Source organism: Pseudomonas sp. LB3P81 (assembly GCF_054897965.1).
The window spans coordinates 2,633,277-2,645,388 of sequence record NZ_JBUBVG010000001.1 but is presented as its reverse complement, the minus strand read 5'-3'; the positions used below and the strand labels follow the sequence as shown (position 1 = coordinate 2,645,388).

Below are 12,112 nucleotides of genomic sequence, written 5' to 3'. Positions count from 1 at the left end.
GGTTCATGTCTTCAACCGGAGAATCATCATGTTCCGCCGTCTCGCTTTACTGGCAGTGGCCGCGCTCCTGACAGCCTGCGCCGCCAACCAGGTCAATCATGACTTCGACGCCAGCCGCGACTTCGCCGCCTATCGCAGCTGGAGCTGGAAAGACCCCGCCCTGCAATATCGCCCCGATGACCCACGGATCAAGAGCGACCTGACCGAACAACGCATCCGCCAATCGGTGGCCGATCAGCTGGATCAGCGTGGCCTGCGCCCGGCCGCTGCGGGCAAAAAGGGCGATGTGAGCGTGCAAACCTACCTGATCGTCGAAGACCGTCAGCAACAAGTGACCACCCACTACGGCGGCGGTTGGGGTAACCCGTGGAATGGCTACTGGGGCGGGCCGATGTACAACGAAACCCGCAACATCAGCTACAAAGTGGCGATCATCCAGATCGACATGCTCGACGGCAAGGACGACAAGCTGGTGTGGCGCGGCAGTGACGAACAAATCCTCAGCCGCACGCCGAACCCGTCGGATCGCAGCACGGCGATACGCGAAACGGTCGGCAGGATACTGGCCAACTACCCACCCAAATAAACACCACATCCCCTGTAGGAGCGCATTTGTGGCGAGGGAGCTTGCTCCCGCTTGAGTGCGTAGCACTCACAAAAATCGGCAAGGGTTGTCAGATTTTTGGGGCCGCTACGCAGCCCAGCGGGAGCAAGCTCCCTCGCCACAGATAAGCTCCCACAGGGGATTTTTTGTCAGGCTGGCGGACAGAAAAGCAAAGCCTATTGGGTACTCTGAGCGCCCACGACAATCGGCAACTCGATACAGAACCGTGCGCCCTCGGCCGAGTTGCTCGCGCGCAGTGTTCCACCCATGTTCTCGACGATGCCATAGCTCACCGACAACCCCAACCCGGTGCCCACGCCCACTGGCTTGGTGGTGAAAAACGGTTCGAAGATCCGCTCCAGCAACCGCGGATCGATACCGCCGCCGTTGTCCTCGACCCACAGTCGCACTGAATGCTCGTCACGCTCGGCGTGCACCGAAATCCACGGCTTGAAATCCCGATCCGCTTCCAGCTTGCTCAGCAGTGCGTCCCGGGCATTGACCATCAGGTTGATCAGCACCTGTTCCAGCTGATCGACATAACCGCGCACCTGCACCTCGAAACCGCTCTCGCTGACCCTGAGCTCGACACCTTTGTCCCGCAAGCCGTCGGCCAGCAGCGACAGCGTGCCCTCGATGGCGTCAACCGGATTGAACGGATGCTGCTCGACCTCCGAGCGGCGGCCGAACACCCGCATGTGATCCACCACCCGCGCCGCACGCTGGATCTGGGCATCGATGCGGTTGAGTGTGTCGGTCAGGTAGTCGATCTGCACATCACCGTTGCTCAAGCGCTTGAGCACACTGACGATGGCCATGTGCATCACGTTCAGCGGCTGATTGATTTCATGGGCCAGGCCCGTGGCCATTTCGCCGAGGGTGGCCATTTTCGCGCTTTGGGCCAGTTGCTGCTGAGAGCGGCGGACCTCAGTGTTGTCGCGTCCCACGGCCTGAATCTCGATCAAGCGGCCTTGCTCATCAAACACTCCGCGATCTGACCAGACCCACCACGCGTGCTCCCGTCCCGGCAGTTGCAGGTTGATCTGCGCCGTGCTGACCGGAAATTCCAGGCTCAGTTGGCTGATCCGCTGGAGAAAGGATTCACGCTGCTCGTGCGACATCCAGCTACCCAGATTCATCCCCGGCAGGTGCTCGGGCTTGCACTCCAGATACGTCGCCAGCGCTCGGTTGCCGAAGGTGAGGGTCAGGTCCGGGCGATAACGGCAGATCATCGCCGGGGAGTCCTCGACCAGAATCCGATAGCGTTCTTCGCTTTGCCTGACCTGTTCGGCGGCCAGAGTCGCTTCGGTCACGTCCAGCCACAGACCAACGGCTTCGACCGGCAGGCCGAGCTCGTCGCGCAGAAGCCTGACCTCGTCAAGCAGCCAGCGATAATCGCCGCGACTGTTGCGCAGCCGATAGCGCACACGCACCGAGCCTTTGTGGAGCAGTTGCCGGGTGCGCTCGAAATAGCGGTCGCGGTCCTCGGGGTGAACCCGTTCCGCCAGTGCCCCCGCGGTGCAATCGGCGAGGGTCCAGCCCAGCAGCGGCAACAGGCTGTCGCTGAAGAAAGTCGGCAGCAGCGTGCCTCCGACATAGCGCTGCACGTAGATCACCGCCGGTGAGCTGGCGATCAGGTTGTTCAGTCGAGCAAGGGCCGCCGCGGCGTTCTGTTGCTGGTTTTTGATGTCGCTGATGTCGAGCATGAAGCCCACCAACCGCCGCTCTTTGCCTGCGCCCATAGCTTGGCCTTGCAGGCGATACCAGGTCGGCGTGTCGGGGTGACGCAGGCGCACGCAGAGCAGTAAAGGTGTGCCGTCGCCCTGCAAGTCTTGCAGGCGACTGCGCAGCCCTTCGCGGTCGGCGGGATGGATCTGCTCAAGCCAGTCGTGCTGGGGCATGCGTGTGCGGGGCAGGTTCAGGGTGCTGGCCAGCGACGACGCCAACTGCACCTCGGCACTGTCGCTGAAGACTTCCCACCATCCGGTGCCGAGCAGGGCTTGCAGCGATTCCAGGCGCTCCAGTTGCAAATGGTGCTGATGCTCGCGCAAGCGCTCCAGCAGCGGCCCGGCGAGCGCCGCGGCGAGCTGCAACCAATCGCGTTCACCAACGTCGGGTGCGCGTTTCTGCACGGCGTAAAAACCACAGAGCAACCACGCGACCACGCCTTGAGCATCGTGGTAAGGCACCGCGAACCCTTCGGCATTACCGAAGATGCTGTGCAGGCGCGGGTGCTCGCCGAGGGTCAAATGCTGCGGGGCGGAGCCGTTCAAACTGTCGAGCCCGGTGCCTAGGCGTTGACCGTTTTGCCACAGTCGGGGGGCATCGAAGGCCGCGTAATGTTGGTGGATCTGCCAGCCGTCTTCCTGTTCATCAAGCAACGCCACGGCCATGCACGGAATTTGAAAACGCTGCGCCAGATGTTGCAGTTGTTCCACCAGTACGTCGGGCAGGCGCACCAGGCTGCACCGGCGCAACTGGTCGCCGACTTGTGTCGCGAGCAACTGGCAGAGTTCGCGGCTGCGCGCTTGCCGGCGGTCGTACAACAAGTCGCCGATGTCCAGCAACTGCAACAGCCAGGCATCGGCCAACGGCTGCACCCAGCCGCGCAGGTGCAGGGGTTGCCCGCTGAGGCTGTAAAAGTCCAGATCCAGACTTTGTCTTTGCCAGTCGGCCGGCGTGCCTTCGACGGTGAGGGCGCTGTGAGGCATCAGGAAATCGAGTAGAAGCGGCGCTTGTGCGGTGGGTATCTGCTGGGCCAGGCGATGGCGTAGTGGGCCGGCCAGATGAGTCACCCGGCCTTCGGCGTCCAGACGCATCTGCAAACCGACGCCTGGCATACTCCGGACGCTGGGAGTTTCCAGTGGCGGTGGTGGATGGCGGTTGAGCAGACGCCCGAACAGCTTGTCCCCGGAACTCAAAGTTGCACGCTCGAACGGGCGATGAGGGTCGCCGGCAGATTGGGGACCTTCAATATCCAGCCCACGGAAGTGGTGCTGGCGTCGGTGGCGACATTGAAATTCAGTGCGGCGGGAATCCAGGCCAAATGCCGGCTCCGCTGCGTGGTGACCACGGCACTTTTTCGCTTGCGGGGGAGGTTTGTTTTCATGAGTGCGTCTACCCTGACCATCACTATGTATTGTCAGCATAGAATCATTCAGCCAAAACGGACGTTTTTTACCGGAGGCAGAGCTTTGTCCTGCTGATCTGGCTGATGCCGAACGCTCAGGCAACCGGTCGCCAATGCCCGACCATATGCTCCAGATCCCCGGCACCCAGCTGAAAATCCCCACTGGAACCCGCCGCACTGGCGAGCAACGTCACCTCGCCAGGCAACCGCACCGGTTTTCGAAATTGCACGGCAATCTCGACGTTGGCGGTCGGTAAGTGGTCGCTTAGCGCCGCGAGTGTCCGCGCCTTGTTCCACAACCCATGGGCAATGGCGGTCGGGAAGCCGAAGAGTCTGGCGCTCACCGCACTCAGGTGAATCGGGTTGTAATCCCCCGACACTTTGGCGTACTGCCGGCCAATGTCCGCCGGCGCTTTCCAGCGGGTGACTTCAGTCAGCGGCAACGTCGAGCTCAGCACTTCCTCGACCGGTTCGCCTTCGAGTTTGACCCCGCGACAGAGCATCTGGCTTTCTGCTTCCCACAATGGCCCCAACTGATCGTCGAGCGTCGTCACCAGATCGAATGTCGCACCCTTGGCGTGAGGTTGCAGGTTCTGCACCTGCACACTGACCCGCACGCTATTCACGCCGCCCATGGGCCTGAAGACACGAATGCGGTTGCTCAGGTGAATCAGCCCCAGCAGCGGAAACGGAAAATCCTTGGCGGTCAGCAATTGCATCTGCAACGCAAACGCGAGGATGTGTGGATAAGTCGGCGGCAGTAAACCGTTGTCGGCAAACCCGCAGACATCGCGGTAGGCTGCCAATCGTTTTGGATCGACATTGACCCAGCAACGCAAACCCGAATCGGGCAGCGTGGTGCCGGTGATCTTGCGTCGCGTCGCGGCCTGCACATACAACCCAGGCAGGCTCGGTTCGCGGTTGAGTGTGTGCCAATCGGTAATCATCCCTAAGCCCCCAAAACACTTTGTCCACAGACCCGCAGCGCTTGCCCGGTGAACGCGCCGGTGCCGGGTTGTGCCAGCCAGGCCACCGCTTCGGCGACGTCCTGCGGCAAGCCGCCCTGACCCAGCGAGCTCATGCGCCGGCCCGCTTCACGCAAACCGAACGGAATGTGCGCGGTCATTTGCGTCTCGATGAACCCCGGCGCCACCGCGTTGATGCTGATGCCGCGCTCATTGAGCAGTGGCGCCCAGGCCTGGGCGAGGCCGATCAATCCGGCCTTGCTCGCCGCGTAATTGGTTTGCCCGCGATTGCCGGCGATGCCGCTGATGGACGCCAGCAGAATCACCCGGCCGTTATCCTGCAAGGTGCCGCTGTCGAGCAGAGCCTTGGTCAGCACTTGTGGCGCATTGAGATTGACCGCGAGCACCGCGTCCCAGAACTCGGGGGTCATGTTGGCCAGGGTTTTATCCCGCGTGATGCCGGCGTTGTGCACCACGATGTCGACCCCGTCAGGCAGCTGTTCGACCAACTGCGTGGCGGCGTCTTCCGCGCAAATATCCAGGGTAATGCTGCGCCCGCCAAGGCGTGCGGCAAGGGCATCGAGATCGGTTTTGGCCGGTGGCACATCGAGCAGAATCACCTCGGCACCGTCCCGGGCCAGGGTTTCGGCGATTGATGCCCCGATGCCGCGCGCCGCGCCGGTGACCAGTGCCTTGCGCCCCGACAGCGGGCGAGTCCAGTCCGTCACCGGCGTGTCGCAGGCGTTCAAACGGATCACTTGCCCGGACACGAATGCACTTTTTGGCGAAAGAAAAAACCGCAGCGGACCTTCCAGTTGATCCTCGGCGCCCTCGCCGACATGGATCAATTGCAAGGTGCCGCCGCTGCGCAGTTCCTTGGCCAGCGAACGGCTGAAACCTTCGATGGCGCGTTGCGCGCTGGCAGCGAACGGATCGCTCAAGGTCTGCGGCGCGCGCCCGAGAATCACCAGGTGCGCACAGTGATCGAGGTTTTTTATCAGCGGCTGAAAGAACTCACGCAGCTGTTTGAGCTGATCGGTTTGCACCAGATCACTGGCGTCAAACACCACGGCTTTCAGTTTGGGTCCGTGGCCGGGAATCCATGCTGTGGCGATCGAAGGTTCGCTGCCGTAGCTGTAGATCGCATCGGTCAGGCGATTGGCGAAGGCACCGACTTTTTCCGCCAGCGGTCCGCCGCCGATCAGCAGCGCCCCTTCGACCGGGCGCAGCCGGCCCGCTTGCCAGCGTTCCAGCCGTACCGGCGTCGGCAGACCCAGGGTCCTGACCAGACGATGGCCGATGGACGAATTGGCGAAGTCGATATAGCGGTCAGACATGGAACGCGCTCCAGCAGCTGGGATTCAAAGTGTGGACCACGAATGGCAATCAGTCGTTCGATTCACGAGAGAAGGCCTACGCTTGGACATTGCAGGGTAGGTTGTAGCAAGACTTTCAGTGGAATGCAGACTCTGTGGGAGCGAGCTTGTGGCGAGGGGATTTATCCCCGTTCGACTGCATAGCAGTCGTAAAACCCGCGCACACAATTTACCTGACACACCGATGTAGCCGATTTTCGGGGCGGCTTCGCCACCCAACGGGGATAAATCCCCTCGCCACAAGCCCGCTCCCACAGGGTTCGGTTTTTACTTTGGAGTTTTTAAAGGAGCTTTTCATGACCCAGCTGCGCCGCGTCGCGATCATCGGCGGTAACCGGATTCCCTTCGCCCGCTCCAACGGACCGTACGCCACCGCGAGTAACCAGGCGATGCTCACCGCCGCGCTCGAAGGCCTGATCGAGCGTTTTAACCTGCACGGTTTGCGCATGGGCGAAGTGGCGGCGGGCGCGGTGCTCAAGCATTCCCGGGACTTCAACCTGACCCGCGAATGCGTACTCGGCTCGCGGCTGTCGCCGACCACACCGGCGTATGACATTCAGCAGGCCTGCGGCACCGGCCTGGAAGCGGCGTTGCTGGTGGCGAACAAAATCGCCCTGGGCCAGATCGAGTGCGGCATCGCTGGTGGCGTCGACACCACGTCCGACGCGCCGATCGGCATCAACGAAGGCCTGCGCAAAATCCTCTTGCAGGCCAATCGCGCCAAGACCACCGCCGATAAACTGAAAACGTTTCTGCAACTGCGACCGGGTCATCTCGTACCGGAATTTCCCCGCAACGGCGAGCCACGCACCGGCCTGTCGATGGGCGAGCACTGCGAGTTGATGGCGCAGACCTGGAACATTCCGCGCGCGGAGCAGGATCAATTGGCGCTGGAGAGTCATCAGAAAATGGCGGCGTCGTATTCCGAAGGCTGGCACAACGACCTGATGACGCCGTTCCTCGGCCTGACCCGCGACAACAACCTGCGTCCGGACCTGACCCTGGAAAAACTCGCCTCGCTCAAACCCGCCTTCGAGAAAAGCGCCAAAGGCACCCTGACTGCCGGCAACTCGACACCGCTCACCGACGGTGCGTCGCTGGTGCTGTTGGGCAGTGAAGAATGGGCGAAGGAACGCGGCTTGCCGATCCTTGCGTATTTGCGCGATGGCGAGGCGGCGGCGGTGGATTTCGTCAACGGTGCCGAAGGGCTGTTGATGGCGCCGGTCTACGCGGTGCCGCGTCTGCTGGCGCGCAATGGCCTGAGCTTGCAGGATTTCGATTACTACGAAATCCACGAAGCGTTCGCCGCCCAAGTGCTCTGCACCTTGAAGGCCTGGGAAGACCCGGAGTACTGCAAAACCCGCCTCGGCCTCGACGCGCCACTGGGCTCCATCGACCGCGGCCGGCTCAACGTCAAAGGCAGTTCACTGGCGGCGGGGCATCCGTTTGCGGCCACCGGTGGACGCATTGTGGCCAGTTTGGCCAAGCTGCTGGACGCAGCCGGAAAGGGCCGAGGGCTGATCTCGATTTGCGCGGCGGGCGGGCAAGGCGTCATCGCAATAGTCGAGCGTTAAATCGAAACCTGTGGGAGCGGGCTTGCTCGCGAAGGGGATCACCGATATTGAATAGATCAGTGACATGACCTAACGTCGCCTCATCAGCCATCTTGCGACACAAGGCCAGTCAATGCCGACTAACGGACAACAATCCCTCGAGCGGACGATTCCGGCCCTGACCGTGCTGCCGCGCCCACTGTATGCGCGGGCAGAAAGCCTCAACGCCGGTTCGTGGACGCCGTCTCACCGCCATGACTGGGTGCAATTTTCCTACGCCATCAGCGGCGTTCTCGGCGTGCACACCGCCGAAGGCAGTTTCTTTGCGCCACCGCAGTGGGGGATCTGGATTCCGGCGTATTTCGAACATCAGGTCGTGACCTCAATGCGCGCCGAGATGCGCAGTCTCTATGTGCGCCGCGAAGATTGCCCGTGGGCGGACGACCGGTGTCGTGTGCTGGAGGTAACGCCACTGGCCCGGGAGTTGATCAAGAGCTTTTGCCTGCTGCCCGTGGAATATCCACAGGGCGACAGCCCGGAAGCACGGCTGGTGAGTGTGCTGCTGGACCAGTTGGCAAATCTGCCCGAAGTCGGTTTCTCGCTGCCGTTGCCGCGTCATGAGCGCTTGCTGGGCCTGTGCAACGAGCTGATCGAAAATCCGGAGCGGAACGTGACCTTGCAGGAATGGGCGCAGCGATTGGGCACGTCGGAGAAAACCCTGATGCGCCTGTTCCAGCGTGAAACCGGGTTGAGTTTCCGCGGCTGGCGGCAGCGGATGCGACTGCTGTCGTCGTTGAGTTTGCTGGAGGAGGGGGACAGCGTGACGAATGCCGCGTTGTCTTGTGGATATGACTCGACGTCGGCGTTTATTGCGGCGTTCAAAGGGTTGTTCAGGTTTACGCCGGGAGAGTTGTTTCGGCACTAATTGTGGCGAGGGAGCTTGCTCCCGCTGGAGCGCGAAGCGGTCCCAATTCAGTCCACGCGGTGTATCAGATGGTCCGCATTTTCCAATTTACGACTGCTTCGAAGCCGAACGGGAGCAAGCTCCCTCGCCACAGGTATAAGCGCTTTTGATCAGGTTCTGAAACGGCGAACCAACACGTCCAGCTCATTCGACAACCCTGCCAGGCTCTGGGAATCCAGCCGCGCCGAGTTCGCCAGTTCCGCCACCAACTGCGCATCGCCATGGATCTGGCTGATGTGCCGGTTGATGTCTTCCGCCACCTGGTGCTGTTGTTCCGCCGCCGTGGCGATCTGGGTGTTCATGTCGCGGATCACGTCCACCGATTCACGAATCTGCCCGAAGCTGCTGCGCGCCTCACCGATGCGGGTCACCGACTGCTGGGACACTTCCAGGCTCGCATGCATCTGCTGAGTCACCTGGCTGGTGCGCTTGGCGAGGTTGCCAAGCAGACCGTCGATTTCCGCCGTGGAATCGGCCGTGCGTTTGGCCAGCGCCCGCACTTCGTCCGCCACCACCGCAAAACCGCGACCTTGTTCACCGGCCCGTGCAGCCTCGATGGCAGCGTTCAGCGCCAGCAGGTTGGTCTGTTCGGCGATGGAACGGATGGTCCCGAGAATCGATTGAATGTCATTGCTGTCGCGTTCCAGCTGTTGCATTGACTGCGCCGACTGTTCGATTTCCTGGCTCAGGCGATCGACGCTGGTCACCGCCGCATCAATCTGCTGCTGACCTTCACGTGCCTGACGCTGGCCACTGTCGGCCGATTCGGCGGCCTGGCTGCAGGAGCGCGCAACTTCGTTGGCGGTGGCGACCATTTCGTGGAACGCGGTGGAGACCATGTCCACAGCTTCACGCTGACGCCCGGCCGCTTCAGCCATGTCGCTGGAGACTTGGGTCGAGCTCTTGGAGGTGGCGTGGATTTTCGTCGAGGCCCCGCCGATGTTTTGAATCAGGTTGCGAATCGCCGTCAGGAACTGGTTGAACCAGTTGGCCAGTTGCGCGGTTTCGTCGTTGCCACGGATTTGCAGGTTTTGGGTCAGGTCGCCTTCACCCTGGGCGATGCCTTCCAGACCGCTGGCCACACTGCGGATCGGTCGCACGATAACGCTGGCGAAACTGGCGCCGACCACGGCGAAGAGCACGGCCAGCACGGCGGCGATAATCGCGATCAGCCAGGTCAACTGCGTGGCCGAGCTCATCACGTCGCTCTGTTTGATCAGGCCGACAAAGGTCCAGCCCAACTGCTCCGACGGCCAGACGTTGGCCATGTAACGCTCGCCGTTCAGTTCGACTTCCACCAGCCCTTTACCGGCCTTGGCCAGTTGCGCGTAGCCTTCGCCAAGGCTGCTCAGCGCCTTGAAGTTGTGCTCCGGTTGCTTCGGATCGACCAGCACGGTGCCGGTGTTTTCCAGCAGCATCAGGTAGCCGGTGTCACCCAGTTTGATCTGTTTGACGATTTCGGTGAGCTGCTTGAGCGTCACGTCGATGCTGACCACGCCGCCGTTGGTCCCCAGTTTGTTGTCGATGGTGCGCACGGTGCTGACGTAGGTCGCATCGTCCTGAGCCCAGTAGTACGCCTCGGTGCGGAACGGCTTGCCCGGCTTGGCCTGCGCGGCCTTGTACCACGGGCGCTGGCGCGGGTCGTAGTTGTTCAGCTTCGCATCGTCGGGCCACGACACATAACCGCCCGCGGCGGTGCCGAGGATGGCATAGGCGTAGGACGGGTGACTGTTGCCCAGGTTCTGGAGGAGCTCGAAAACTTTTTTGTCCGGCTCGCCCTGGGGAATGCTCTCGGCGTTGGCGCTCATGTAGGTCTTGAGGCTGTCGTCGGAGTTTTTGATCAGCGGCTGGTTCGCCAGGTATTCGACGTTTTGGCTGATGCCGTCAAAAAACAGCTGCATGGCATTGCTGACCTGGCGAATCTCGCGGCCACTGCCGTCGACGAAATTGTCCTTGGCATCACTGCGCAAGTTCAGCACAACGAGGGTAGCGACCAGCACCACGGGCAAGCAGGCGATGATTGCAAACGCCCACGTCAACTTCTGTTTGATGTTCATCCGCGCTCCAGATTTTCTTGTTGGCCCACGCAGTGCAGATGACTCGCGGAATTATTGGCAGCCGTAAATGGTTTTGTTGAACCCGATCCCTTGGGTGCGCCATCGTCTTTTGTCGGAAAGATTGTCGGACAATTCACTTTGGTACTGATGACTTCGGCTGCCGGAGGAGGAAATTGAGGGTTGTTGGAAAAAATCCTGCGAAGGGTATGGACCGGTATGTCGGATTCTGTCGCAAATCCCCTCGCATCCCTTCTCCAACAAGTGCTGCCGGCTCGGCTATGATCCTTGGCGGCCGATGAACATCGGCAGATTTGCCGGGTTTTTTCGGCACATTGTGTGCATCCGCAACGTTCATAGGTCGGCAACCCCTCCCCCGAACGAGTGGATTGCCGTATAACGAATGACTTTCGCGTGTTTGGTAATAAAGGACCCACCATAAAAGCTGATGAAGACTCCAAAACGCATTGAACCCCTGATCGAGGACGGTCTGGTCGACGAGGTGCTGCGCCCACTCATGAGTGGTAAAGAAGCAGCTGTTTATGTGGTGCGCTGCGGCAACCAGTTACGTTGCGCGAAGGTCTACAAGGAGGCGAATAAACGCAGTTTCCGTCAGGCGGCCGAGTATCAGGAAGGCCGCAAGGTGCGCAACAGCCGTCAGGCCCGTGCGATGGCCAAAGGCTCCAAGTTCGGCAAGAAAGAAACCGAAGACGCCTGGCAGAACGCCGAAGTGGCGGCGTTGTTCCGTCTGGCCGGCGCAGGTGTTCGGGTCCCTCAGCCTTACGACTTCCTTGAAGGCGTGCTGTTGATGGAACTGGTGGCCGACGAGTACGGCGATGCCGCGCCGCGCCTGAACGACGTGGTGCTGGAGCCGGATCAGGCGCGTGAATATCACGCGTTCCTGATTTCGCAGATCGTGCTGATGTTGTGTACCGGTCTGGTGCACGGTGACCTGTCCGAGTTCAACGTACTGTTGACCCCGACCGGCCCGGTTATCATCGACTTGCCACAAGCGGTGGACGCGGCGGGCAACAACCACGCGTTCAGCATGCTGGAGCGGGATGTGGGCAACATGGCGTCCTACTTCGGACGGTTTGCCCCGGAGCTGAAAAAGACCCGATACGCCAAGGAAATGTGGGCGTTGTACGAAGCCGGCACCTTGCACCCGGCCAGTGTCTTGACCGGCGAGTTCGACGAACCGGAAGAGTTGGCCGACGTCGGCGGGATCATGCGCGAAATCGAGGCCGCACGCCTCGATGAAGAGCGCAAGCAAGCGATCCGCGCGGCAGATGACGCGCCACCGAGCAAAACCGAAGAACCGCCCCCACCCTGGATGCAGTGATCGGTTGACGAAAAACCCGGCTTCGGCCGGGTTTTTTATGAAACGCTCACCTCATTTGTAGGAGCTGCCGAAGGCTGCGATCTTTTGATCTTTGAAGGCGGTGGACACACTGAAGAACAACAGA

At 61.2% G+C, this 12,112-nt stretch carries 8 protein-coding genes and 2 pseudogenes; 4 read left to right on the top strand and 6 right to left on the bottom strand.

All coding sequences use genetic code 11. The features are described from left to right. Positions 1 to 28: 28 nt before the first annotated feature. A complete protein-coding gene (locus ACYZTL_RS12285) occupies positions 29 to 586 on the top strand; it encodes a DUF4136 domain-containing protein (RefSeq protein ID WP_461952009.1) in 558 nt (185 codons plus the stop codon). A gap of 194 nt (positions 587 to 780) precedes the next feature. On the opposite strand, the gene ACYZTL_RS12280 is transcribed toward ACYZTL_RS12285, so the two are convergent. From ACYZTL_RS12280 to ACYZTL_RS12265, 4 genes and pseudogenes are all read right to left on the bottom strand, one after another. Further along, on the bottom strand, positions 781 to 3,525 hold the full coding sequence (locus tag ACYZTL_RS12280; protein WP_461952008.1) for a PAS domain-containing sensor histidine kinase: 2,745 nt from the start codon (positions 3,523 to 3,525) through the stop codon (positions 781 to 783). Beyond that, positions 3,522 to 3,677, bottom strand: a pseudogene (locus ACYZTL_RS12275) (pilus assembly protein); the annotation flags it as partial. The gene ACYZTL_RS12280 and the pseudogene ACYZTL_RS12275, both read right to left, overlap by 4 nt. A 152-nt stretch (positions 3,678 to 3,829) precedes the next feature. Next, positions 3,830 to 4,681 (bottom strand): MaoC family dehydratase, encoded by an 852-nt coding sequence (locus tag ACYZTL_RS12270; protein ID WP_461952007.1) that lies wholly within the window; start codon positions 4,679 to 4,681, stop codon positions 3,830 to 3,832. 2 nt (positions 4,682 to 4,683) lie between these two features. Then, positions 4,684 to 6,036, bottom strand: coding sequence for a 3-oxoacyl-ACP reductase (locus ACYZTL_RS12265; RefSeq protein ID WP_461952006.1), 1,353 nt, complete (start codon positions 6,034 to 6,036; stop codon positions 4,684 to 4,686). Positions 6,037 to 6,371: 335 nt separating this feature from the next. On the opposite strand from ACYZTL_RS12265, the gene ACYZTL_RS12260 reads away from it, so the two are divergent. Beyond that, on the top strand, positions 6,372 to 7,649 hold the full coding sequence (locus tag ACYZTL_RS12260) for an acetyl-CoA C-acetyltransferase (protein WP_461952005.1): 1,278 nt from the start codon (positions 6,372 to 6,374) through the stop codon (positions 7,647 to 7,649). A 112-nt stretch (positions 7,650 to 7,761) separates the two neighbouring features. Continuing rightward, complete coding sequence (locus ACYZTL_RS12255) at positions 7,762 to 8,553, top strand: AraC family transcriptional regulator (RefSeq protein ID WP_461952004.1); 792 nt, start codon at positions 7,762 to 7,764, stop codon at positions 8,551 to 8,553. Positions 8,554 to 8,702: 149 nt separating this feature from the next. On the opposite strand, the gene ACYZTL_RS12250 is transcribed toward ACYZTL_RS12255, so the two are convergent. Both ACYZTL_RS12250 and ACYZTL_RS12245 read right to left on the bottom strand, forming a co-directional pair. Next, the gene (locus tag ACYZTL_RS12250) at positions 8,703 to 9,431 is read right to left on the bottom strand and encodes a methyl-accepting chemotaxis protein (RefSeq protein WP_461954297.1); all 729 of its coding nucleotides are present in this window, start codon (positions 9,429 to 9,431) and stop codon (positions 8,703 to 8,705) included. 129 nt (positions 9,432 to 9,560) lie between these two features. Next, a pseudogene (locus ACYZTL_RS12245) lies at positions 9,561 to 10,649 on the bottom strand (cache domain-containing protein); the annotation flags it as partial. A gap of 445 nt (positions 10,650 to 11,094) precedes the next feature. Between ACYZTL_RS12245 and ACYZTL_RS12240 the strand changes: the two are divergent. Next, positions 11,095 to 11,988, top strand: coding sequence for a PA4780 family RIO1-like protein kinase (locus ACYZTL_RS12240; RefSeq protein ID WP_461952003.1), 894 nt, complete (start codon positions 11,095 to 11,097; stop codon positions 11,986 to 11,988). The last annotated feature ends 124 nt before the right edge of the window (positions 11,989 to 12,112 follow it).